Annotated in this window: 25 protein-coding genes and 1 pseudogene; 15 read left to right on the forward strand and 11 right to left on the reverse strand. The window is 62.0% G+C overall.

From position 1 onward, the window contains the following. Positions 1-47 precede the first annotated feature (47 nt). From RB548_RS15585 to RB548_RS15605, 5 genes are all read right to left on the reverse strand, one after another. Positions 48-1079, reverse strand: a complete 1032-nt coding sequence (locus tag RB548_RS15585; protein WP_331372166.1) for a peptidoglycan -binding protein — start codon at positions 1077-1079, stop codon at positions 48-50. Positions 1080-1083: 4 nt separating this feature from the next. Then, positions 1084-2184 carry a MotA/TolQ/ExbB proton channel family protein gene (locus RB548_RS15590; protein WP_331372167.1) on the reverse strand — a complete coding sequence of 367 codons (1101 nt, stop codon included), beginning with the start codon at positions 2182-2184 and terminating at the stop codon, positions 1084-1086. Between the two features lie 248 nt (positions 2185-2432). Next, a complete protein-coding gene (locus tag RB548_RS15595) occupies positions 2433-3233 on the reverse strand; it encodes an inositol monophosphatase family protein (protein WP_331372168.1) in 801 nt (266 codons plus the stop codon). Positions 3234-3608: 375 nt separating this feature from the next. Then, the gene (locus tag RB548_RS15600; RefSeq protein WP_331372169.1) at positions 3609-4760 is read right to left on the reverse strand and encodes a tetratricopeptide repeat protein; all 1152 of its coding nucleotides are present in this window, start codon (positions 4758-4760) and stop codon (positions 3609-3611) included. 9 nt (positions 4761-4769) lie between these two features. Further along, the gene (locus RB548_RS15605; RefSeq protein ID WP_331372170.1) at positions 4770-5423 is read right to left on the reverse strand and encodes a thiamine phosphate synthase; all 654 of its coding nucleotides are present in this window, start codon (positions 5421-5423) and stop codon (positions 4770-4772) included. 206 nt (positions 5424-5629) lie between these two features. Here RB548_RS15605 and RB548_RS15610 point away from each other — a divergent pair, with 206 nt between their 5' ends. After that, entirely contained in the window at positions 5630-6409 is a 780-nt protein-coding gene (locus tag RB548_RS15610; protein WP_331372171.1) for a sulfite exporter TauE/SafE family protein, read from the forward strand. Positions 6410-6498: 89 nt separating this feature from the next. Beyond that, positions 6499-6759, forward strand: a complete 261-nt coding sequence (locus RB548_RS15615) for an ArsR/SmtB family transcription factor (RefSeq protein WP_331372172.1) — start codon at positions 6499-6501, stop codon at positions 6757-6759. Positions 6760-6956: 197 nt separating this feature from the next. Here RB548_RS15615 and RB548_RS15620 read toward each other — a convergent pair whose 3' ends face one another. Further along, a complete protein-coding gene (locus tag RB548_RS15620) occupies positions 6957-7130 on the reverse strand; it encodes a YdcH family protein (protein ID WP_173510145.1) in 174 nt (57 codons plus the stop codon). Between the two features lie 213 nt (positions 7131-7343). Between RB548_RS15620 and RB548_RS15625 the strand changes: the two genes are divergently transcribed. The 7 genes from RB548_RS15625 (at position 7344) to RB548_RS15655 (ending at position 11615) form a co-directional block, all read left to right on the forward strand. Continuing rightward, complete coding sequence (locus RB548_RS15625) at positions 7344-7547, forward strand: YdcH family protein (protein ID WP_034855051.1); 204 nt, start codon at positions 7344-7346, stop codon at positions 7545-7547. A 53-nt stretch (positions 7548-7600) separates the two neighbouring features. Continuing rightward, positions 7601-8065, forward strand: coding sequence for a 5-(carboxyamino)imidazole ribonucleotide mutase (gene purE / locus RB548_RS15630; RefSeq protein ID WP_173510144.1), 465 nt, complete (start codon positions 7601-7603; stop codon positions 8063-8065). Continuing rightward, complete coding sequence (locus tag RB548_RS15635; protein WP_331372173.1) at positions 8062-9111, forward strand: 5-(carboxyamino)imidazole ribonucleotide synthase; 1050 nt, start codon at positions 8062-8064, stop codon at positions 9109-9111. Before purE ends, RB548_RS15635 begins: the two co-directional genes overlap by 4 nt. A 174-nt stretch (positions 9112-9285) precedes the next feature. Then, entirely contained in the window at positions 9286-9411 is a 126-nt protein-coding gene (ykgO, locus tag RB548_RS15640) for a type B 50S ribosomal protein L36 (RefSeq protein WP_119256688.1), read from the forward strand. 98 nt (positions 9412-9509) lie between these two features. After that, positions 9510-10118 (forward strand): tetratricopeptide repeat protein, encoded by a 609-nt coding sequence (locus RB548_RS15645; RefSeq protein WP_331372174.1) that lies wholly within the window; start codon positions 9510-9512, stop codon positions 10116-10118. A 100-nt stretch (positions 10119-10218) separates the two neighbouring features. Then, positions 10219-10533, forward strand: a complete 315-nt coding sequence (locus RB548_RS15650) for a hypothetical protein (RefSeq protein ID WP_331372175.1) — start codon at positions 10219-10221, stop codon at positions 10531-10533. A 32-nt stretch (positions 10534-10565) separates the two neighbouring features. Then, the gene (locus tag RB548_RS15655; protein ID WP_331372176.1) at positions 10566-11615 is read left to right on the forward strand and encodes an alpha/beta fold hydrolase; all 1050 of its coding nucleotides are present in this window, start codon (positions 10566-10568) and stop codon (positions 11613-11615) included. On the opposite strand, the gene pyk is transcribed toward RB548_RS15655, so the two are convergent. Together pyk and RB548_RS15665 are read right to left on the reverse strand one after the other, a co-directional pair. Next, positions 11582-13021, reverse strand: coding sequence for a pyruvate kinase (gene pyk / locus RB548_RS15660; RefSeq protein ID WP_331372177.1), 1440 nt, complete (start codon positions 13019-13021; stop codon positions 11582-11584). The two genes, RB548_RS15655 and pyk, sit on opposite strands and share 34 nt — an antisense overlap. Further along, positions 13021-13410 (reverse strand): annotated as a pseudogene (locus RB548_RS15665) (DUF1036 domain-containing protein); the annotation flags it as partial. The pseudogene RB548_RS15665 and the gene pyk, both read right to left, overlap by 1 nt. Before the next feature lie 280 nt (positions 13411-13690). Between RB548_RS15665 and RB548_RS15670 the strand changes: the two are divergent. The 3 genes from RB548_RS15670 (at position 13691) to RB548_RS15680 (ending at position 15349) form a co-directional block, all read left to right on the forward strand. Continuing rightward, positions 13691-14485, forward strand: coding sequence for an N-formylglutamate amidohydrolase (locus RB548_RS15670; protein ID WP_331372178.1), 795 nt, complete (start codon positions 13691-13693; stop codon positions 14483-14485). A gap of 113 nt (positions 14486-14598) precedes the next feature. Then, on the forward strand, positions 14599-14904 hold the full coding sequence (locus tag RB548_RS15675) for a DUF1244 domain-containing protein (RefSeq protein WP_331372179.1): 306 nt from the start codon (positions 14599-14601) through the stop codon (positions 14902-14904). Between the two features lie 178 nt (positions 14905-15082). Continuing rightward, on the forward strand, positions 15083-15349 hold the full coding sequence (locus RB548_RS15680) for a DUF2312 domain-containing protein (protein ID WP_136508132.1): 267 nt from the start codon (positions 15083-15085) through the stop codon (positions 15347-15349). A gap of 79 nt (positions 15350-15428) precedes the next feature. Here the strand turns inward: RB548_RS15680 and RB548_RS15685 are convergent, their stop codons facing one another. Both RB548_RS15685 and RB548_RS15690 read right to left on the reverse strand, forming a co-directional pair. After that, positions 15429-17288 carry a DUF882 domain-containing protein gene (locus RB548_RS15685; protein WP_331372180.1) on the reverse strand — a complete coding sequence of 620 codons (1860 nt, stop codon included), beginning with the start codon at positions 17286-17288 and terminating at the stop codon, positions 15429-15431. 180 nt (positions 17289-17468) lie between these two features. Beyond that, positions 17469-19010: a sigma-54-dependent transcriptional regulator gene (locus RB548_RS15690; protein ID WP_331372181.1), complete on the reverse strand. Its 1542-nt coding sequence runs from the start codon at positions 19008-19010 to the stop codon at positions 17469-17471. 186 nt (positions 19011-19196) lie between these two features. Here RB548_RS15690 and RB548_RS15695 point away from each other — a divergent pair, with 186 nt between their 5' ends. The 3 genes from RB548_RS15695 (at position 19197) to RB548_RS15705 (ending at position 23008) form a co-directional block, all read left to right on the forward strand. After that, positions 19197-21071, forward strand: a complete 1875-nt coding sequence (locus RB548_RS15695; protein WP_331372182.1) for a M3 family oligoendopeptidase — start codon at positions 19197-19199, stop codon at positions 21069-21071. Between the two features lie 156 nt (positions 21072-21227). After that, complete coding sequence (locus RB548_RS15700; protein WP_331372183.1) at positions 21228-22385, forward strand: aminodeoxychorismate synthase component I; 1158 nt, start codon at positions 21228-21230, stop codon at positions 22383-22385. Further along, complete coding sequence (locus RB548_RS15705) at positions 22382-23008, forward strand: aminotransferase class IV family protein (protein ID WP_331372184.1); 627 nt, start codon at positions 22382-22384, stop codon at positions 23006-23008. The genes RB548_RS15700 and RB548_RS15705 overlap by 4 nt, the downstream gene beginning before the upstream one ends. Here the strand turns inward: RB548_RS15705 and RB548_RS15710 are convergent. After that, a complete protein-coding gene (locus RB548_RS15710; RefSeq protein WP_331374986.1) occupies positions 22973-23923 on the reverse strand; it encodes a GGDEF domain-containing protein in 951 nt (316 codons plus the stop codon). The two genes, RB548_RS15705 and RB548_RS15710, sit on opposite strands and share 36 nt — an antisense overlap. Positions 23924-23959 lie beyond the last annotated feature (36 nt).

Consider the following 23959-nt stretch of genomic DNA (forward strand, 5'->3'; position numbering starts at 1 on the left):
AACTGTTACGCAGACGTCAAGGTCAATACAAGGGCTCGGAGGCGCGACTATTTCTCTGTCAGCTTCAGCTCGATACGCCGGTTCTGTGCCCGAGCTTCAGGGTTCTCTCCCTCGGCGATCGGCTGAAATTCGCCGAAGCCTGCGGCCACCAGCCGGTCCGCCGGCACGCCCCTGGACATCAGGAACTTCACGACCGATGTCGCGCGGGCCGAAGACAGTTCCCAGTTGTCGGCAAAACGGCCGGATCCCGAGAGCTGTACATTATCGGTATGGCCATCGACGCGCAGGACCCAGTTGATCTCCGCGGGGATTTCCTTCGCGAGATCGAGAAGCGCCGTGGCGAGTTTCGCCATTTCCGCCTGGCCCTCCGGATTGAGGTCGCTGCTGCCCGACGGGAAGAGCACTTCCGACTGGAAGACGAAACGGTCGCCGACGATGCGGATGTTTTCGCGGTCGGAAAGGATTTCCCGCAGTCGACCGAAAAAGTCGGACCGGTAGCGGTTAAGCTCCTGCACGCGCTGGGCAAGCGCGACATTCAGGCGGCGGCCGAGATCGGCGATCTTGGCCTGGGATGCCTGATCCTTTGCCTCCGACGCCTGAAGCGCCCCTTCGATCGCCGCGATCTGGTTGCGCAGCGCGGCAATCTGCTGGTTGAGGAGCTCGATCTGGCTCATTGCACGCGCGCTGACCTGCTGCTCGGCCTCCAGTTCTGATCCCAGCCGGCCGATCTTCTGGTTGGCCGCTTCGGTGCTGCCAGCGCCTTGGTCGAGCAGCGCCTGCAGGCGCGAGCGCTCGTCTTCGGACTGGGTAAGCGAGGCCTGCAGGTTGGCAAGCGAATCCTCGAGGTCCTGTTTACCGCTCTTTTCCAGCGCTAGAAGCTGCGTCAGCTCGTTGATCTGGCTGTTCAACCGGTTCAGCACTTCGTCCTTGCCGCTGATTTCCCGCCCAAGCAGGAACTGCGCCAGCACGAAGACGCTCAAGAGAAACATGATCGCCATCAGCAACGTCGACAGCGCGTCGACGAAGCCCGGCCAATAATCGATCGTTCGGTGACTGCGACCTTTGCGGGCAAGGGCCATGGGCTCAGTCGCCTCCGCTCTCGTCTACGCGGCTGAGCTGCGCAATCGACTTCTCGCCATGCACGGCGATCCTTTCGGCCTGGCCGATGCGCGATGTCAGCTTGTCGAGCGTCTTGCGCATCGCCTTCGCTTCCTCCTGTTGCGCTTCGATCCAGTCTCGGAGCATCTGCTGCTCGCCGCGCATATTCTTGACAAGGCCCTGGATGCCCTCGGCCAATGAGGCCATTGCGGCCGTCGTGCGATGATTTGCGCCGCCCTCCTGGTTCAGCCGCGTGAGCTGATCGGTCAGACGGCGCAGCTCCTCGACGGACGGCTCTCCGGGAATGCTGATCGGCGAGGAGATCCCCGATCCCACATCGGTCACCGAGGAAAGCCAGTTTTCGAGTTCCGTATAGAAGCGGTTCTGGGCGCGGCCGGCCTGCAAGTCGAGGAAACCGACGATCAGCGATCCGGAAAGGCCGAAGAGTGAAGCGGAAAAAGCGGTTCCCATGCCGCTGAGCGGCGCGGACAAGCCGCTCTTCAGCGAGCCCAGCAAATCTTCCGTAGTGCCGCTGCCAGCGTCCAGGGACTGGATGACGGTGTTGATCGAGCCGATCGTACCGAGCAAACCCCAAAAGGTGCCGAGCAGGCCGAGGAAGACGAGAAGACCGGCGAGATACCGGGTTATGTCGCGCGATTCGTCGAGACGCGTCGCAATGGAATCAAGAATCGAGCGCAACGCGATCGTGGAGATCGCGGTCGTCTGGCGACCGCCGATCAGCGACCGCATTGGCGCGAGCAGGACCGGATCGCGTCCGACCTTGTCGGCGCTTCCGGCCGCACGAAAGGAGTTGAACCAGCGGACCTCGGGCCTCAAGCCCAGGACGTGGTTGAAGGCGAGCAGAATGCCGATCAGCAGAACGCCGAGAATGAGCCCATTGAGGCCCGGATTGCCGGCGAAGGCGTCACGAGCCTGCCGGAAGAGAATGGCAGCGACGAAACCGACGATGATCAGGAAAAGGACCATCGTCCAGAAATAGGGCATGGGGCTCGAAAGCTTGTGCGGATTGTAGTTCTCCTCCACGCTCTCCCGACCGTTCCATCCGGACAGATTCAGTTTCGTCATAGGTTAGCCAGACTCCCGGGTTCACTCCAGCACCGCGCCCCCTCAGACACGCAAGGGTTGCCGCAACACTTTGAATTGCCGCGGCATTTCTCGAAATCAAGTCCGACTCGAGAATTGCGCCGTCAGCGGCGGCACGGCACCGCACCGGCCCGGAGACTAGTGGAACTTTGCGCCAAATTGAAGGGAAAACGAAGGCCCCCGGGACATAACGCACCGGAGGCTGCAAAGTCTAACAAGAAGGTGGTTGTTTACTTCGCCGGAATCGGGCGATGGATCACGTCACGCAGCGCCTTGACGATATATTCATTGCCGCAAAGGACAGAGCCGTCCTCGACCGGCTTGCTGCCGCCGTCAACGTCGGTTGCCCAGCCGCCGGCCTCGCGGATGAGCAGGATGCCGGCCGCAATATCCCACGCGGCGAGGTCCCGTTCCCAGTAGCCGTCATAGCGGCCTGCGGCCACGTAGGCGAGATCGAGCGAGGCGGAACCGAAACGACGGATGCCGGCGACTTCGCCCATGACATGGCGAAGTTCGATCAGATATTTGCCGTGATTGCCGCGGCCGAGATGCGGTGTCCCGGTGGCGATGACGGCATCCGAAAGATTCTTGCGGGCGCCGACGCGCAGCCGGCGGTCGTTGAGGAAAGCACCACCGCCCTTCTCGGCGGTATAGAGTTCATCCGTTGCCGGATTGAAGACGACGGCACCGACGATCTCGCCTTGACGCTCCAGCGCAATCGAAACGGCAAAATGCGGGATGCCATGCAGGAAGTTGGTGGTGCCGTCGAGCGGATCAACGATCCAGCGATGCGCGCCGTCGGTCCCCTTGATCTCCTCGCCCTCTTCGCCGAGGAAGCCATAGGTCGGCCTCGCCTTCAGCAGCTCTTCGCGGATGATCCGTTCGGCCTTGCGGTCGGCCTGGGAAACATAGTCGCCCGGTCCCTTCAGTGAGACCTGGAGGTTCTGCACTTCGCCGAAATCGCGCGCCAGCGACTTGCCGGCCTTGAAGGCGGCCTGGACCATGACATTGAGAAGGGCAGAACGGGCCATGTGGCGATCCTTATAGCGAAGGCCGGCCGAGCCATCTCGAACCGGACATTGAACCTGCTGACGTATCCCGCCTACAGCGCCGTACGTCTTTCAGACGCACAAAGGTCGCGGTAGCACTTTTGAACTGCTGCATGTTTTATCCTTAAATCGCTACGATTTAGGGAAACATGCAGTCGGCCGCGCCTGGCGTGAGCGAAGCTGCGAGTTTCGTCGTCAAAAAACCGAGTGAAGGCACTCCGTCCGCGGGGCCGAAGTCAGAAATGGAGGCTGCGGACAAAACCGCGGCTTCAAGACCACAAAAGCCGCCAAAGTTCAAGCGAAATAGCATTGCCGCCGGCAAACGACATCCGCGACCGCCGCCTTAGGCGACCCGCGTCAGGAAGAGCGAAACTTGTTCGCCGCTGCGAGCGCGGATTTCTGCTGCGTTTCGTTGAGGCCGAGATAGAAGTCCTCAAGCGCATCGTCCTTGAGGCCGGCGCGGCGCGACAGCACATACCACTTCGCAGCCTCGACCGGATCCGGGCGCGTGCCGATCGCATTGACATAAAGGTGCGACAGCCGGTTCTGCGCTACGACATTGCCGCTTTCCGCCGCGCGCTTCATCCAGGCGAAGCCTTCTTCGAGGTTGCGGTCGCCGGCGATGCCTTCGACGAACCAGATGGCGATGTCGAGTTGTGCGGTATCGTAACCGGCTCGGGCGGCGCGCTGCAGCCATTCGCGGGCACGCGCGCGCTTGTTCTCCTCTATGCCGTCGACATTAATATAGATCTGCGAGAGGGCGTATTGCGCATCGGCGATGCCCTGCTCGGCGGATTTCTCGTAATAGGGCATTGCCGCCTTCAGGCCCTTCTCGCCCGGCATGTCGGCAACCAGCGTTTGCCCATAATTGAACTGGGCCGAAGCATTGCCGAGATCGGCCGCCTTCTTCATCAGCTCTTCGGATTTCTTTCTGTCGCGCTTGACGTAGCGCCCCTCCATCAGGATCAGGGCATACTTGAACATGGCCGCCGGATCGCCGTTATCCGCAGCCTGTCCGTACCAGAAAGCCGCCTCCTTGGCATTGCGCGCAACGCCAAGGCCCTGCTCCAGGATCGATGCGACCAGCGTCTGGGCAGCCGGATCGCCGAGCTGCGCTCGCGGCAGCGCCAGATCCATCGCGGTCAGATAGTAGCCGCGCTGGAAAGCGCCGTAGGCATCGTCGACTTTTCCGGTGAACGGCTTTTCCGCCGGAAGCGCCGGCAATTGCGCGCCCATTCGGTCGATGACATTGACGCCCTCCGACGGCTTGCTGCCATCTCCGGCCTTCGTCTTTTTGGGCGCCTCGGTCTCGAGGTTCTGCTGCGGAGCCGCACCTTCCGGCAGGATCGCCCCGTTGAAGGGTGTGATCCGCCCGCGCTTTGGCACATTCCCCTCGTCCGCGGGCGCGCCCGCCGCCGGCTGCTGCGCGCGAACCGGCGTCGCCGCGAGAGCGACGGCCATAAGAAGGACTGCAGCCCGGCTGGGCTTCGACGACAAGCGGCTCAACATCGGATCGTCTTAATCTTCAAACCGTGGCGCTTTTTCGTCAAGCAGCGCGTTGACGGCAGCGACAACCGCCGGCGCCTGGTCCGGTTCGCCAAAGACGGCGAGACGAAGCGCCACGAATTCCGCCCCGGTTTCGGCGACCGCAAGCGCTGACTGCGGATCCGTGCCGCCCATGACGACGCAGGGGATCTCGATTATCGACGCCCACCATTCGGCAAGTGCCAGATTTTTCGGATGCGGTTCCGGCTTGATGTCGCCATCGGTGCGACCGAAGAAGACGTAATCCGGCCTGAGTTCGCCGATTTCGAGCGCATGGTGGCGGTCGGAGGCATTGCCGCCTCCAACGATCAGCTTCGGCGTGTGTTTCTCGATCGCATCGCCGAGCACGTCGGGTCCTCCGACGATATGCAGGCCATCCGCCTTGGCGCGTCCCGCGACGCGCGTGTCACCCTCGATCAGCGCCGCCGCCCCCGCCTTCTGGATCACCGGCACCAACAGCTCGGCGTGCTGCTGGAACGCGGCGTCGCTGAGGCCGTACTGCGGCAGGATGACGGACGCCACGTCGCCTCCCCTCAGTGCGTCGGCGAGCACCTTCGAACGCTGGACAGGATCCGGCATATCCGGCACGACCAGCACAAGGCGGCAGCGGTTTTCTACATTGCTCATGGTATCCGTTCCTGGCGGCATCTGCTTCACTGCATGATTCCTCAAATCGGAATCGATTTAAGGACAAAATCATGCAGCACTTCAAAGTGCTACAGCAACCTTAGCGCGTCCGATTGGACGCGCGGCGCTGCAGGAGCGAAAGCCGCCACTCGATTTCGTTCGGGAAAACCGATAGACGGAGATGACAAAAGGATCAACCGCCACTCATGCTTCCCGGTTTCGACTTCTATCTCGTCGCCATCCCCGCAGTCCTGCTCGTCGGCCTCAGTAAGGGCGGCATGGGCGAGGCGCTTTCGTTGATGGGCGTTCCGATCCTGTCGATGGCGGTATCGCCGGTCCAGGCAGCCGCGCTGTTGCTGCCGATCCTCATCGCCATGGATATCGTCTCCCTCTGGATCTGGCGCAAACACGGCGACAAGAAAACGCTCACGATGCTGCTGCCCGGCGCGATCGCCGGCATCGCCATCGGCTGGGCGACCTCCGCCTATGTGCCGCGCGACGTCTTGAGGCTGATCATCGGCCTCATCACCGTCCTCTTCGTGCTGCGCTATGTCTATACCGTCTGGCGCAGCCGCAATGGTGCCCCGATCAGCCCCAAGAAGCAGCGCGCCGGCCCCGCCGCGCTCTGGGGCTCCTTTGCCGGTTACGGCAGCTTCGTCGCCCATGCCGGCGGCCCGCCTTTTCAGATCTATGCGTTGCCGCTGAAGCTCGATCCGCGTGAGTATACAGGCACCATCGTGCGCTTCTTCGCGGTTCTGAACGCCGTGAAACTCATTCCCTATTTCGCCCTCGGCCAGCTCGATATCAGCAATCTGAAGACATCTGCCACGCTTTTCCCGCTGGCAATGGTGGCGACTGCCTGCGGCGCCTGGATCGTCCGGCGGATGAAGCCCCAGATCTTCTATCCCTTCATGTACTCGATGGCCTTTATCGCCGGATCGAGACTCGTCTGGGATGGCCTTGCGGGCCTCATGGCCGGCAGGTGACGCCTCGCGGATTGCTGCAGAGCAGGGCCGCTTATACCGCAGCGCACAATTTTCTTGCCGCTTATGGAGAATTCGCTTAACGTTCGGCCATGACCATCGCGGACCCTTTCGATGCCATCGCGGATCCGAACCGGCGCTACCTGCTGGAGGAACTGCGACGCGCACCTAAGACGGTGAACGAATTGGCCGAAGGCCTGCCCATCAGCCGCCCGGCCGTGTCGCAGCACCTGAAGGCGCTGCTCGACTGCAATCTCGTGTCGGTTTCATCGAGCGGAACGCGCCGGATCTACACGATCCACAAGCCGGGCTTCGACAGGCTGAACCTTTGGCTTGACCAGTTCTGGTCCTGATGCATTTCGGCCAGAAGCGTGTCGCGGTTTTGGGACAACGACATGTATGAGGGCGCTTGGAACCGGTCGCCCGACAGAAATAGACCGGGCGTCAGGCCCGGTCGAGTGTTCCGTATATTCCGTGATGGGATTGGTTCTTGACCCTGTTGCGTTGTCACTGGAAAAGAAGACAACGCCACCCGAAATACCGTTCAGAATCAGTGAGTCGAGGAACGGAGTCTTTCGATTTCGTCCTTGATGCGCAGCTTCCTTCGCTTAAGATCGCTAATCAACTCGTCCTCGCAGGACGGTGAGTTGAGAGCTGCGTGGAGCTCCTGTTCCAGGGCGCCATGTTTTTTCTCAAGCGTTGCAAGATGAGCCTCAATGGTCATTTGGCAGTCCCTTCCTTTTGCTTGCATCCGGCAGGTAAATGCCGGATGTTCCATGGTTGTAACCTTACTACTCTGCCATGCCATTTTTCATTTGTCGAAGGCGAAATGATGACGTCTGATAACTTCCCGTTACCGCCCAAGATGTGGTAGAGCGGCGCATGAAAATTCCGGATCGCAGATCTATTGCGACCGGGCTTATGGGGATCGTTTTGCATGCCGGACCAGGACCAGGCCGAACTCAGACTGACCATCGCGCGCCTGAGGCAGGAACATGAAGACTACGACGTCGCCATCAATGCCATGATTGAGACCGGCTGCGACGCCTTGCGCATCCAGCGCATGAAGAAGAAGAAACTGGCGATCAAGGACAAGATCACCAAGATCGAAGACCAGATCATCCCCGACATCATCGCCTGAAACGGATCAAGACCGACGTGACAGACACGACCACCCCGCCCGTCGCCATCATCATGGGAAGCCAGTCGGACTGGGAGACGATGAAGAACGCCGCCGACACGCTCGAAGCGCTCGACATCGCCTACGAGGCCCGGATCGTTTCCGCGCACCGTACGCCGGACCGGCTCGTGAGCTTCGCCAAGGGCGCACGTGACGAAGGCTTCAAGGTGATCATCGCCGGCGCCGGCGGCGCCGCGCACCTGCCGGGCATGTGCGCGTCGATGACGCCGCTGCCGGTCTTCGGCGTTCCGGTGCAGTCGAAAGCACTTTCCGGTCAGGACAGCCTGCTTTCGATCGTGCAGATGCCGGCCGGCATCCCGGTCGGCACGCTGGCGATCGGAAAGGCGGGAGCGATCAATGCGGCGCTGCTTGCCGCCGCCGTCCTCGCACTCGGCGACGACGATCTCGCCGACCGCCTCGACGACTGGCGCGAACAGCAGACCGTCTCGGTAGCCGAGTACCCGGTGGACGAGGCATGAAGACCATCGGCATCATTGGCGGCGGTCAGCTCGGCCGCATGCTGGCGATGGCGGCTGCCCGCCTGAATTTCCGCACCGTCGTTCTCGAACCGCAGCCGGACTGTCCCGCTGCCCAGGTCGCCAACGCCCAGATCGTCGCGCCTTACGACGACGCGCACGGGCTTGACCAGCTCGCCGCGGTCTCGGATCTCATCACCTACGAGTTCGAAAACGTGCCCGTCTCCGCAGCCATAAGGTTGGCGGCCTCGCGCCCCGTCTTCCCACCGCCGAAAGCCTTGGAAGTGGCGCAGGACCGGCTCGTGGAGAAGCGTTTCATCAATGACTGCGGCATTGCGACGGCGCGCTTCCACGCCGTCGACAGCCAGGTCGACCTGGAGTTGGCACTTGCCGACTTCGGCGGCTCAGGTGTCCTCAAAACCCGGCGGCTCGGCTACGACGGCAAGGGCCAGCGCGTGTTCCGCTCGACCGCGGACGACCCTGCCGGCGCCTTCATGGCCCTGGGCCAGGTGCCCCTCGTCCTGGAAAGCTTCGTACCGTTCGAGCGCGAGATCTCGATCATTGCTGCGCGCGGCCCCGACGGCAGAAGCGCCTGCTTCGATCCGGCGGAGAACGTGCATCGGGACGGCATCCTCCACACGTCCACCGTGCCGGCGTCGGTTGGCGCCGCGACGGCAGACGCCGCGCGGGCGGCGGCGACCGCCATCCTCGACGCGCTCGGCTATGTCGGCGTGATCGGAGTCGAGTTCTTCGTGCTGGCCGATGGCAGCGTCGTCGCCAACGAGATCGCTCCGCGCGTCCACAATTCCGGCCATTGGACGGAAGCTGCGTGCGTCGTTTCGCAGTTCGAGCAGCATATCCGCGCGATCGCGCGCCTACCGTTAGGCGACCCGTCGCGCCATTCGGATTGCGTGATGCAGAATCTTATCGGCGACGATATTGCCGAGGTCCCAGGTTTGCTTGCCGAACGCAACGTGCTCGTTCATCTTTACGGCAAGGCCGAAGCACGTGCCGGCCGCAAGATGGGCCATTTCACCCGCCTGAGCTGAGGGAACGCCCACAGATTTGCGCTGTGCGAAAGGAAAATCCCCTGTCTTGCGGTTGACACAATAAGGGCGACACGGTATGTGCCTGCCTTACTTAGAGCGCGCTGAATGGCGCGCTTTTGATTGTTAGAGATTACCGGGCGAATTTTCGTTCCCCGAAACCTGCGGATCAGGAAAATGAAGATCAAGAATTCGCTCAAGTCGCTGAAGGCCCGCCACCGCGAAAACCGTCTGGTTCGTCGCAAGGGCCGCGTCTACATCATCAACAAGCAGAACCCGCGCTTCAAGGCACGTCAGGGCTGATGCTCCCCGGGGCAGCGATTGCGTTGCCCTGCCTGATTGGCGGGTCGCCCCTGGTGATCCCCCATATTTGATTTGATCTTGTTCCATGGCGGGCTACGATGTCCGCCATGCGTATTTTTGTAACCTCGATTCTGGCATGTTTTGCCGCGCTCGCCGTCTCCCCTGGCAATCCGCTCCGGGCAGCAGAGCCTGCGCCGCAAACGGAAACAGCAAACCTCGCCACACCGCAACAGCGTCTCGATTCCCTGTTCGCCGACCTGAAGAAGGAACGCGATGAAGCCAGGGCGCGGCAGGTGGCAGACCGCATCCGCCTGGAATGGCAGGATTCCGGTAGCGCCACCGTGAACCTCCTGATGCAATGGGCCGACAAGGCGATCACCGACGACAAGAAACCCGTTGCGCTGGACATTCTCGATCAGGTGATCGCGCTTGCTCCGACTTACGTGGAAGGCTGGAACCGCCGCGCCACCTTGCACTATCAAATGGGCAACTATCGTAAGTCGATGTCCGACATAAATCGTGTGCTTGCGATCGAACCACGGCATTTCGGCGCCCTTGCGGGCATGGCCACGATGCTCAGCGCCGCCGGCAAGGACGAACTGGCGATGCGCGCCTGGCAACAGTTCCTCGACATCTACCCGTCGGATCGAAAGGCACAGGAGCAGCTTGGCGAGCTGGCCGAGAAGCTCGCAGGCAGCCGGACTTGACAAACCCCGGAGGCTCCACCGCCTTCCTTCCGGTATCTTAAAGTTGGGCGAATACTTCGGATCGGGAAATAGAATGCCAAGGCCCCCAAGAGTGACAATCTTGTCGTCCGATTATATCGGCGTGCAGATCGCTGATGAGAACGACAAGCAAGTGTTCGCGGAGTTGGGTCTCAAACCGGATGAACTGAACGACGGTCTTTATATCTATGATGCGTCGAGCGCGCCTTCGATCTATCGCATGTGCGAGTGTCTTCGCGATTTAGGGGTCCCTTTTTCAAGTCATCGGACAGGGGGCGCCGATTACGTCATCGAGGCCTTTCGAGATAGAGGCTACGTTCAAGGGAACTTCAAGCGGGCTAATTTTTTCGGTAATGATACCGTTGAGAACGCACCCTTTGCGATCGAAGAGTTCTGATCCGAACGCAATAAGGGTAAAATCGACGCTTGATGTTGCCGGCTCTACTGATCCTCGCCGCCCTTGCCGCAGTACCGTTTGCCTACAGTCTTTACCAGGCTCGCAGGATCGCAGCACGATTCCCAAACAGGGGCGATCTTGTCGATGTCGGTGGCTTCCGCATGAACTGCGTCCACGTCCCCGCGCCTGGCAGCCCCGATCTACCGCCGGTCGTCTTCATCCACGGCGCCGGCGGCAACCTGCTCGACCAGATGCATGCCTTCAGGCCGGCGCTCGAAGGTCGGGCGGAACTGCTTTTCGTCGACCGGCCGGGCCACGGTTATTCGGAGCGGGGCGGAACCGTCAATGGCTGGCCGGACGGTCAGGCGGAGGCGATCGCCAGACTCATGGAAAGGCGCGGCATCGATCGCGCCATCGTTGTCGGCCATTCCTTCGGCGCTGCGATTGCCGCAACTTTTGCGCTCCATCACCCTGAACGAACCGCGGGTGTCGTTCTGCTCGCACCGGCGACGCATCCCTGGCCTAGCGGAATCGACTGGTACTTCTCGTTGGCGACGCTGCCTTGTCTCGGCTGGCTCTTCGCCCACACGGTCGCCACCCCGCTCGGCCTGCGCCGCATCGACAGCGCCACACGCTCGATCTTCTCACCCAATGAGCGCCCGCTGGACTACATCGGCAAGACCGCTCCGCATCTGGTGCTACGGCCGATGACCTTTCTCAACAATGCGATCGACGTTGCCAACCTGCACGCCTATGTGACGCGTGTCTCTCCGCGCTATGCCGAGATCGCGGCACCGACGGTCGTCATCACCGGCGACAGCGACGCCATCGTTCTGGCCGATATCCATGCGCGCGGCCTTGCGCGCGACATTGCCGGATCGGAGCTGTTATGGATCGCCAATCTCGGCCACAAGCCGGATTACGTGGTGACCGACCTCGTCGTTGCCGCGATCGAGAAACTGGCAGGCAAGCCGCGCGACCTCCAGGAGATGGCGCGGCGGGCCGAATCCCGCCTCGCGGCTAACGACGCTTCAATCCAGGAAAAGCCTTATACGCCGGTGAGCCCATCCGAGCCGATATAGGCGATGCGCAGCATGTTGGTGGCACCCGGCGTTCCGAGCGGGACTCCGGCGGAGATGATGATGCGGTCGCCCGGCTTCCCGAAACCCTCCGCCGCGACGATGCGGCAGGCCCGGTTGACCATGTCGTCGAGATCTTTCGCATCCTCGGTGACGACGCAGTGCAGGCCCCAGACGACCGAAAGGCGCCTTGCGGTCTCGACGATCGGCGAAAGCGCGATGACCGGCACTTGCGGCCGCTCGCGCGCGGCCCGCAGGCCGGTTGCTCCGGATGACGTATAGCAGACGATCGCCGCGAGCTTCAGTGTCTCGGCGATCTGGTGGGCGGCGAGAGAAATGGCGTCGGCGCCGGTCGCCTCGGGCGGCGTGCGCTGCGCATAGATGATGCCCGAATAATGCGGGTCGCGCTCGACGTTGCTGGCGATCGAGGCCATGGTCGACACCGCCTCGACCGGATACTCGCCGGAAGCAGATTCGGCGGAAAGCATCACTGCGTCAGCGCCCTCGAACACAGCCGTGGCCACGTCGGACACTTCCGCGCGGGTCGGGACCGGCGAGGAAATCATCGACTCCAGCATCTGGGTGGCGACGACCACCGGCTTGCCGGCACGCCGACAGGCGCGCGTCAGTTGCTTCTGCAGGCCGGGCACGGATTCAAGCGGCATCTCCACGCCGAGGTCGCCGCGCGCCACCATCAGCGCGTCTGAAAGCTCGATGATCTCGTCGATACGCTCGATCGCCTGCGGCTTTTCGATCTTCGACATCAGGCCGACACGGCCGCGGGCAACCTTGCGGACTTCCGCGAGATCTTCCGGCCGCTGGATAAAGGAGAGCGCCACCCAATCGACCTGCCCTGTCGCCAGCACGGCGTCGAGATCGATGCGGTCCTTTTCGGTCAGCGCGCCGACGCCGAGCAGCGTGTCGGGCAGGCTGACGCCCTTGCGGTCCGATATCCTCGTACCGGAGACAACGGTCGTGACGATGCTCTTGCCGTCCGTCTTCTCGGCCCTGAGGTGCAGCTTGCCATCGTCGATCAGCAGGCGATCACCGGGTTTCACCGCCTCGAGGATTTCCGGGTGGGGAAGATAGACGCGGGTGTTGTCGCCGGGGACCTCCTTGTTGTCGAGCGTGAAGGTCTGCCCGATCTTGAGCTCGACCTTGCCCTCGGCAAACTTGCCGACGCGCAGCTTGGGACCCTGGAGATCGGCCAGAATGCCGATCGGTCGGCCGCAGCGGGCTTCGACACTACGGATCTTCTCGATCAGCGAGCGCATGACGTCATGGCTCGCATGGCTCATGTTGATACGGAAAAGATCGGCTCCCGCCTCATGCAGCCTCTGGATCATCTGCTCGTCGGACGACGCCGGTCCGAGGGTGGCGAGGATTTTGACTTTTCTGTTCCGCTTCATCAATTCTGGCTTTCCTGCGTGCCGGGCGTGTCGGAAAGCTGAACCATCCAGCTGCCCTGCCGCCCCGTGTCATATTCCTTGAACCCCATTCGCTGAAAGCCGCGCGCGAAGCAGTCCTGCACGCCGGTGATCTTGAACTCGTTCTCGGCGACGCACATGTTGACCCCGCCGGTCCAGCGGCCGCCACGAGCCGCATCTTCCGCGTAGAGATAATAATACCTGGATTGAAGTTCGCCCTCGATCAGGGTCGCGCAGGTCGTTGCCGGCACCTGCCACCAGCCTTCGGTTACCCAGCCATCCTTGGCGCGGTAGCCGATCGCTACGCCAACCAGGGTTTGCGTACCGTTGCAGACACGAAAATCGGCACGAGCCTCGTCAGCGACGAGAAACGACCCAGAGGTTGCCAACAAAAACAGGAGGGTAGCCCAGAACGTTCCCAGGCCCGGTTTCGCTTTGGAAAAAGGATATCTAGACACGGCTTCCAACGGAACTCCGTTTTGATTTGCGTGGCACTTTCTTGCGATGCCCAGCCCCGAAAGTCAACGCAACACTAATCGATTACAATTGGCATTCTGGTGACAGAAGGCACAAGAGTTTCGCCTTTTTCTTGCGAATGGCCGTTGTGCATGCGATCAGGAACTCGCGTTCGCAACATCAAGCAGGAGCGGCATGCAGCACTATTACCCTTACGAGATCATTGAAGGCAATCCGGCGAATGGTCTCGTTCTTCTGGCCGACCACGCCATGAATCGTCTCCCGCCGGAATATGGAAAACTTGGCCTTCCCGACAGCGCCTTCACCCGACACATTGCCTATGACATCGGCGTCGAACCGCTCACACGCGAATTGGCCGCGGCGCTCGATGCGCCGGCCGTGCTCGGCTGCTTTTCGCGGCTGCTTATCGATCCGAACCGCGGCGAGGACGACCCGACTCTGATCATGAAGATCTCCGACGGCGCAATCGTCCCCGGCAATCATCCGATCACGGAGGAGGAATGGGAGAACAGGCTCAATCGCTTTCATCGCCCCTACCACCACGCCGTTTCCCAAACCATCGCGCGGGCTGCCACGGCAGGCGGCAAGGCGCCGCTGGTCATCTCGCTTCATTCCTTCACGCCGGCCTGGAAGGGTGTCGACCGGCCGTGGCACGCCGCAGTGCTCTGGGACAACGATCCGCGCGCTGTGTTTCCGTTGATCGAACGGCTCGAAGCAACGGGCGATATCGCCGTCGGCAACAACGAGCCCTATGACGGGGCGCTGCGTGGCGATACCATGTATCGGCATTGCATGACGCCGGGCATTGCCCATGCGCTGATCGAGATCCGACAGGACCTGATCGCCGACGCGGCCGGCGTCGCCGCCTGGACCCGGCGCCTCGCCCCCATCCTGACGGAACTCAACGGCTTGCCGAAGCTGCACGACTATCAGCGCCACCCCTCGCGCACGGGTGCTTATGACGGCTGACCACGGCATGTTTCCTTAAATCGCAGCCGATTCTAAGGATAAAACATGCAGCAATTCAAAGTGCTACAACGTCCTTTGCGCGTCTGATAGGACGCGCTGTGAAAGGAGACCCTATGACCAAACTCAGCCAGGATCAGCAGACCGCCTTCGAGGCCGCGGCCTTCCGGCGGCTCGTGACGCATCTGCGCGAGCGCAGCGACGTCCAGAATATCGATCTGATGAACCTTGCCGGCTTCTGCCGCAACTGCCTCTCCAATTGGTATCGCGAGGCGGCCGAGGCCTCCGGCATAGAGATGAGCAAGGAGGAATCGCGCGAGATCATCTACGGCATGCCGTATGAGGAATGGCGTGCGCGGCATCAGACGGAGGCATCCGCCGAGCAGAAGGCCGCCTTCGACCACAACCGCCCTAAAGAATAGCATTCCTGGCGGTGCCACTTGCGCGGGAGACATGATGGCTGTGGAAAGCGAGCCGCACTTCTCCCGGATCGTGTTCCGTGAAATAGCGCCGTTGTTGCGCAATCGCCCTTGACCTCGGCGGCGGTTCGCGGCAGGTCACAGCACCAAGAAAATTCATTCCCCATAAAAGGAGAAGACCATGTCGGATGCTCACGGCGTCGCACGCGACCAGCTTCGTGCTTTCATCGAACGGATCGAACGGCTGGAAGAGGAAAAAAAGACCATCGCGGACGACATCAAGGATGTCTACGGCGAGGCCAAGGCAATGGGCTTCGATACCAAGATCCTGCGCAAGGTGATTTCCATTCGCAAGCAGGACCATGACGAGCGCATGGAACAGGAAGCGATCCTCGACACCTATCTGCAGGCGCTGGGCATGGTTCCTGCTGCCGAGGACGCGGCATAAGCTTCCTCGACGGATTCCAACAAAAAAAAGCCCGCAGGTACGCCGGCGGGCTTTTTTGTTTTCTTAAGAACAGCGGCGATCAGTTGGTGCTGAACTTCTTCACTTCCATGAAGTTCACAGCATTGCCGCTGAAGCGCGCCGTATCGACTACGCGCACACCACTCGTAAAGCCGGCGGCATAAACCGTCGTCGGCGCTGCGCGCAGCGACTTGCTGACGAAGCGTGGCGCCTTGACCGGTTTCGACAGGGTGGCGACGCGACCGGTCGAGAGAGCCCATTCCGAGATGATCTTCTGCGTGAGCTTCGGCTCCGTGCGGACAGACGAGCGGCTGGCTGCCTCGGCATCCTGCCTCCTCGGCCGGCTGCCCTTTGCCGACACCTCGGCTTCCGTGTCGAAGGCACTATCGAAGATCGATTCCTTCGTACTTGCATCCGACCGGGGGGCATACGCCGCCATTTCGATCGGCTGTGCGGTTGGTTCGGGTTCTGTTGTCGGCGCTGCAAGCGCAACGCGCGTCGCCGCCTGGGCAGCGGTGTCACGCGGCGGCTCGGCGGACGCCATGACCGGACGTTCCGCGAAAGCCGGGACACCGACCTCGGCATCGGCAACGGCCGCAAGCGCGGCTTCCCCGGCCGGACGCATTCCCGGCACCGGCACGAAACCGAGCGCCTGAGCATCTTCGGCCGCGGCGTCGGCGGACGCCACAAGCGTTCCGTTGGCTATCAGCGCATTCATATCGCGACGGTCAAGCATCTGCGGAACCGGCACCTTCAGCGTGCTGAGATCCGCATATTCCGATGGCACGGCCGGCGTCTGCTGCATGGCGGCAGCCAGCGCCTCCTGGGCGTTGTTTTGCGCGGGCGCGACAAGCGCAACCGCTACGCCACCGTTTGCCGGCGTATCTTTGAAGGCCGGCCGGGCAGCCGGAACCGGTGCATTGATATTCTGCTGTTCTTCCGACGTCTCGCCGGCGACCGAACCCGCGACACCCGGAAGCGCCTCCTGCCCAGCCGGCGCGGATGCGGTCTGAGCCTTGGCCGGAGCCTCGCTTTCGCCGTCGTCCGCCGCGCCTGCGGCGATTGCCTCTGGTTCTTCATCCTCGTCGCCGCCACCGCCGAAGAGCATGGCAAAGAGGTTGCCGCTGCGCTTGCCGCGGGCGACGTCACCCGGTCCCTTGGCACCGCCGCCGGCAACCTCGATCGCTGACGCGCCGACGCGCCGCTTGTAATCGGCAACGGCCTGCTGATAGCCCGGCAACGGCTTGCCGTCGGACGGTACGTGCATGGTCTTGCCGTCCGGGAAGAGACGTGCGAGTTCGTTGCGGGTCATGCGCGGCCAGGCGCGCACGCCGCCGACGTCCATGTGGACGAAGGGAGAGCCGGAGGTCGGATAATAGCCGACACCGCCCACCTGGAACTTCATGCCGATTTCGCGGAGCGACTTGAGCCTCACGTCGGGCAGGTAGAAATCCATCGCCTTGCCGAGCATATGCTGGCTTTTCTTGGCGACGCCCTTGGAGCGGGACCGCAGCATGCTGTTTGTGGCGGGAGAACGATAGGCCGAAACGACGTGGATGTAGTCGCGCGAGCCACTCTTCTGGTAGACCTCCCAGACGAGATCAAGGAGCCGCGGATCCATCCTGGTCGGCTCGTTGCGCCGCCAGTCGCGCAGAAAACGGTTGATCTCCTGCAATCCCCTGGAATCGTAGCGGCCGTTGCGCTTGAAGGTGATCTGCGCCTTTTCCTTAGTATGGATGTAATAAAGCTTCAAGGTCCGGGTCTGACCGGCCGCCTCGACCGGAGGTGCCATGCCAGGTGTGACGAGGGACGCCGCCAAAGCGATGGAGGCAAGAACCTGCGGCGCCTTGCGGGCAATCGCCGAGCAGACTCTGCGCGCCAAGAAGCCGGCTGGCTTCTTCAAACCGAACAAATTTGGCATTCAATCCCCGTCCGACGGACAACCGTGCTTCGTTGTCTCAGATGACTGTCAAATAAGGTGACAGCATGGCAATTATGCCACAGTCGTCACCGCCCCTTATAATATAGTGAACAGTTCACTAACAAGGTCTAAACGGCGGCGCCCCAATTGCACGGCAAATGAGTTGTGAATGCGTCGAAATTATGCGGCCTCACGCAGCGGATCGTCGGGGTCGATGCCGTAATCCTTGAGCTTTCGATAGAGCGTCGAGCGGCCGATACCGAGTTTTCGCGCCACTTGACTCATCTGCCCGCGATAGAACTTCAAGGCAAAGCGAATCAGTTCCTCTTCGACCTCGGCCAGCTTGCGCACATCGCCGCCCTCATCGACGCTGGCGATGGCGTTTTCCAGACGGTTGTCCGCTGCGTGCTCTCGGGACGCCGGTTGCTCCGCGACCTTCGAATCAGCATGAGCGTTCGAGGCATAGCCGGCCGCTGGGACGCGGTCCGGCCCAGCCTCGCCCCAGGAGAAGCCGGAACGGTCGGCGACGACGTAGCCGGGTATCTGGGTCGCGATTTGCGGAAAATCCTTGACCGTGAGTTCGTTGCCCTCCGCAAGCACCACGGCGCGGAAAATCGCGTTCTCGAGCTGGCGGATGTTGCCCGGCCAATCGTAGGCCGTCAGCAGCGCCATCGCGCCGCTCGACACCGTCAGCGGCTGATTGAGCCTCTGCTCGGCGGCAAAGCGCTCGACGAAAGCGCGCACCAGCACCGGAATATCTTCCTTGCGCCGGCGCAGCGCCGGAATGGTGATCGGGAAGACATTGAGGCGATAATAGAGATCTTCCCGGAACCGTCCTTCGCGCACCTCGTTGATGAGGTCCTTGTTGGTGGCCGAGATCAGCCGCACATTGACCTTCTGCGGATGGCGCGCTCCGACAGTCTCTATCTCGCCCTGCTGGACAGCACGTAGGAGCTTGACCTGAACATCGAGCGGCAAATCGCCGATCTCATCGAGGAAGAGCGTTCCGCCATCAGCATCGACGAACTTGCCCGTGTGCTTTTCGGTTGCGCCGGTGAAGGCGCCCTTCTCGTGACCGAACAGGATGCTTTCAACCAGATTGTGCGGGATCGCGCCACAATTGACGGTGACGAACGGTTTGCCGGCACGGTCGCTCGCCGATTGGATCGCGCGCGCCACCATCTCCTTGCCGACGCCGGACTCGCCTTCGAGCACGATCGGGATGTTGGACTGCGCGGCACGACGGGCAAGGTCGATGACCCGGATCATCGCCGGGCTTGCCGAGACGATGTCGTCGAAACCAACCGCGCCCCCGCGCGTCCGGCGCGACGTTTTCACCTTGCCGTCGCGGTGCGCCATTTTCAGCGCGTTGCCAATCGCGACCGCGAGCCGCTCCGGCGACACCGGCTTGACCAGGAAGTCGAAGGCCCCGGCCTGCATTGCCTGGACAACCGTTTCGATGCCGCCCTGTCCGGTCTGGACGATCACGGGCGTATCGACGCCGCGTTCGGCAAGCGCCTCGAGAAAACCGTGGCCGTTCATCTCGGGCATCAGGAGGTCGAGCAGGATGACGTCGATGATACCACCCTTGCGCACCAGCACTTCGAGTCCGCTGCGCCCGTTGTCGGCGAGATGCGCGACGTGACCCAGCCGTTCGATCATGTTCGTCAGCAACCGGCGCTGCACCGGATCGTCATCGATGACAAGAATATGTGATGTCACGAAAGCCTCCTGCTCTGGACACGCAGTACTCTTTGGCCAACCTCATGTGCCAAATCATGCCAGCTATTCGTGCCATAGAGGACTGAACATCATGTTTTGAGAAAAGCTTGCATTTTATCCATTGGCGGCGATAGCAATGGGCCCCATATGGCTTGTTACCTCAGCCACCAATGCGAGAATCCGAAGATGCCGCTATCCGCTCGAAACCTTGCCGCTTCCACCACCCGATCCGTGCTTCGTGCGACGGCCGGACAGGCGCATGGCGCTGCCGCCGACCTTGGCGATCTGCCGTCCTGGCGGCTCGAAGATCTTTACGCATCCTCCACGTCGGAGGCATTCCGCTCCGACATGACGAAGGCGGAGGCCGACGCCATCGCGTTCGAGAAGAAATGGAAGGGCAAGCTGACGGAGGCCGCCGGCAAGACCGGCGACGAGGGTATTGGCGCCGCGGTGAGGCAGTTCGAGGCGCTCGAGGATCTGATGGGGCGGATCGCCTCCTTTGCCGGGCTCACCTATTTCTCCGACACGTCCAAACCGGCGAACGGCAAGCTCTATGGCGACGTCCAGTCGAAGCTCACCGACATGTCGGCGCATCTTCTGTTCTTCTCGCTGGAACTCAACCGCATCGAGGACAGTATCATCGATGCGGCTCTGACAAAGGACAGCCTTGCGGCACACTACAAGCCGTGGATCCTTGACCTGCGCAAGGACAAGCCTTTCCAGCTCGACGACAAGCTGGAACAGCTTTTCCTTGAAAAATCGATGACCGGCGCAACGGCCTTCAACCGCCTGTTCGACGAAACAGTCGCGGCGCTCACCTTCGACGTGGATGGCGAATCGTTGCCGCTCGAGGTTGCGCTGAATCTCCTGCAGGATCCCTCGCCGGAGGCCCGTAAGAAGGCGGCGATGGCGCTCGCCGCAACTTTCAAGGCGAACATCCGCACCTTCGCGCTGATTACCAATACGCTCGCCAAGGACAAGGAAATCTCCGACCGCTGGCGCGGCTTCGACGATATCGCCGACAGCCGCCATCTCGCCAATCGCGTCGAACGGGAGGTCGTGGATGCGCTCGCCGCCGCGGTGAAGGCCGCCTATCCGCGGCTCTCGCACCGCTACTACGCCATGAAGGCGAAATGGCTCGGCATGGAGCAGATGGAGTTCTGGGACCGCAACGCTCCGCTCCCCGAAACCCCCAACGCCGTCATTCCCTGGAACGAGGCGAAAGACACGGTCCTCTCCGCCTATCACGCCTTCGCTCCGGAAATGGCGACGATCGCCCGCCGTTTCTTCGATGACCGCTGGATCGACGCACCGGTCCGCCCTGGCAAGGCGCCCGGCGCCTTCGCCCATCCGACGGTCCCCTCCGTCCATCCCTACGTGCTCGTCAATTATATGGGTAAGCCGCGGGACGTGATGACGCTTGCCCACGAACTCGGCCACGGCGTGCATCAAGTGCTCGCCGGCGCTCAGGGCGCGCTGATGGCTTCGACGCCGTTGACGCTTGCCGAAACCGCCTCCGTGTTCGGCGAGATGCTGACCTTCCGCGCGCTCCTCGACCAGACCAAGGACAAGCGCGAGCGCAAGGCGATGCTTGCGCAGAAGGTGGAGGACATGATCAACACGGTCGTGCGCCAGATTGCCTTCTATGAATTCGAGCGCAAGGTCCACACCGCCCGCAAGGACGGCGAACTCACCGCCGACGACCTCGGCGAACTGTGGCTCTCGGTTCAGACGGAAAGCCTCGGTCCCGCGATCCGGATCTCCGATGGCTACGAGACCTATTGGGCCTATATCCCCCACTTCATCCACTCGCCCTTCTACGTCTATGCCTACGCCTTCGGCGATTGCCTCGTGAATTCGCTCTACGCCGTCTATCAAAAGGCCGAGAAGGGCTTCCAGGAGAAGTATTTCGAGCTCTTGAAAGCCGGCGGAACCAAGCATCATTCGGAACTGCTGGCGCCCTTCGGGCTCGACGCCACCGATCCGTCGTTCTGGGCGCAGGGACTGTCGATGATTGAGGGGCTGATCGACGAGTTGGAGGCGCTTGATAAGGCAGCCTAGGCCGCTACAGCGCCGTGCGTCTTTTCAGACGCACAAAGGCCGCTGTAGCTCTTTGAATCGCTGCATGTTTTTATCCTTAAATCGAATACGATTTAAGGAAACATGCAGTAGGCATACCCCAACGGCCCGATGTTGAACGGACGACGACCAGCTTCGATGATCGAGAATGCGCCCTATGTCCTTTTCCGGGACGACAGCGAAAACCGGACGACGGTTTTCGCCGAACCTTCGCGCGTCATCACGGCGCGGACGCGAGGCGAATTCCGGCGCGGGCTTGCCGAACTCGAAAGCGCTCATCGCGCCGGAAAGTGGCTCGCCGGGTACATGGCCTATGAGGCCGGCCACCTTTTCGAAGAAAAGCTTGAGCTCTTTGCCGAGGAGGACCGGGAAACGCCGCTTATGTCCTTCGGCGTCTTCGACGCGCCTGCGGAAGGCCATCCTCTTGGCGAACCGCAGCGACGGATGGAAAACGAGCCCTTCCTGTCCGAGCCTCGCGCCGGTTGGGATTTTCCCGCCTACCGCGCCCGGTTCGAACGCCTGCATCAACACCTGCGCCAGGGAGACTGCTACCAGGCGAACCTGACAATGCCGATCCACGCACGCTGGTCGGGCGACCCGCGCGCGGCCTTCTGGTCGCTGATCGAGCGCCAGCCGGTGAAATACGGGGCGTTGGTAGCGCTCGACGGGCCGGTTCTCCTTTCGCGCTCACCGGAACTGTTCTTCCGTGTCGACACCGACGGCTGGATCGAAACGCATCCGATGAAGGGCACTGCGCCGCGTGGCGCGACGGCTAAGGAGGACGCGGCGATCATCGCCGCGATGCGGGCAGACGAAAAGACCCAGGCCGAAAACCGGATGATCGTCGACCTATTGCGCAACGACATCTCCCGCGTCACCACGGTCGGAACGCTAGACGTCCCAAAACTCTTCGACATCGAAACCTATCCGACCGTTCATCAGATGGTGAGCCACGTCAGGGCCAAGCTTCGGCCCGACACCGGCATCGCCGATATCTTCGCGGCTCTCTTTCCCTGCGGCTCCATCACCGGCGCGCCGAAAATCCGGGCGATGGAAATCCTTCATGACCTGGAAGGCGGGCCGCGCGATGCCTATTGCGGCGCCATCGGCTTCATCGCCCCGAGCGGCGTTATGCGATTCAACGTGGCGATCCGGACGATTTCGCTGTTTCCGGACGGCCGGGCGGTCTTCAACGTCGGCGGCGGTATCGTTTTCGATTCAAAGGCCGAGGCCGAATATGACGAATGCCTGTTGAAGGCGCGCTTCGCCATCGGCGACGCCGAGATCGCGCGATGACGGATTTTTCTCTGATCGAGACGCTTCGCTTCGAGCCGGAGAGCGGCTTCGTCCGGCTGCGGCTGCATCTCGCGCGGTTGACGCGCTCGGCGCGGCGTCTTGGCTTTGCCGGCGCGGCGGCTGCGGAAGCGCACCTGACAGAAGCCGTGCGCGGCGCCGAAGGCCCGCTGCGAGTCCGCCTGACGCTCGACCGCCACGGCGCCATCGCCGTGACGACCGCTCCCTTTACCCCGCTTCCCGACGACGCCGTCTGGCGCGCGCGGATCGCTGCCACAAGGGTCGATTCCGGCAACCGGTTGCTTCGGTTCAAGACCACGCGGCGCGAACTCCTCGAGGCGGCGCGCGGCGAGTTTTCGCCGGCGGAGGCCGACGAGCTCATCCTGCTCAATGAAAAGGGCGAGGTTTGCGAAGGCACGATAACCTCCGTCTTCCTCGATGACGGAAGTGGCATCCTGAAAACGCCGCCGATCGGCTGCGGCCTGCTTGCGGGCGTGCTGCGCTCCGAACTCATCTGCCAGCGCCGCGCGCGCGTTTCTCGTCTCTCGCCGGCCGATCTTGAAAGCGGACGCCTTTATCTCGGCAATTCGCTACGAGGTCTGATCCGGGCGAAACTCGTGGTCTGAGCCTGCGAGCGTATAGCGCTTCACGCGGTCGCGCCCTTCGCGCTTGGCAAGATAGAGGGCTTCGTCCGCACGGGCATAGATATCGTTGACGGTGTCGCCCTCGCGGTATTCCGCAAGTCCCACGGAGCAGGTGTAGTAGAACTCCGGGATGTTCGAGAGCGGGCGGGCGCTGCGCACCTTGTCCAGCACCCGATCGAGGATGAGATGACTCTCGCTGACCGTCGTGTCGGGCAGGATCAGCATGAACTCCTCGCCGCCGATTCGGCCGAAGCAGTCCGAACGGCGGACGATCGCCTGCATCTGGCGGGCGAAATCGAGCAGGACTTCGTCGCCGCGCTGGTGGCCATAGCGGTCGTTGATCGCCTTGAAGTAATCGATATCGATGATCGCCACGCAACCCCACATGTCTGGATTGCCGGTGCAGTTCGTAATGAAGTCGGTAAGTCTGTCCATCGTGTAGCGCCGGTTCGGCACGCTGGTGAGTTCGTCCACCTGCGACGCACGCACCGCGAAATCGCGGTCCTGCCGCAACTCACGCTCCTCGGCGCGTATAGTGGTAATGTCGACGGCAATGCAAAGCATGCAGCCATTGGCGTCGACCGTCTCGGTCATCCACAGCCAGCGGCCGTCATGAAGGTCGGTTTCAAGCGCACGAAACGGGACCTTGCCGCGCCGATGGACCGTGGCCGCGATCCAGGCTTCGATGTCGTCCGTCTTCACCACCGTGCCCTTGCCGCAGGCATAGTTGCGCCGCATCAGATCGGCCCAGGTCGGAAAGTCGTCCGCGGCGAGATTATAGGCGGCGCGAAACGCATGATTGGCAAAACACAAACGGTCCTGCTGATCATAAAGTGCGATCAATACGGGCGATCGGGCCTCCAGTTCCATCAAGGTCTGGAGATGGTCGCCAATCACGGTCAAATCTCAATCCCTCCGGGCAAACGCATTAGG

It is taken from the genome of Sinorhizobium chiapasense, assembly GCF_036488675.1.
Taxonomy (GTDB): Bacteria; Pseudomonadota; Alphaproteobacteria; order Rhizobiales; family Rhizobiaceae; genus Sinorhizobium; species Sinorhizobium chiapasense.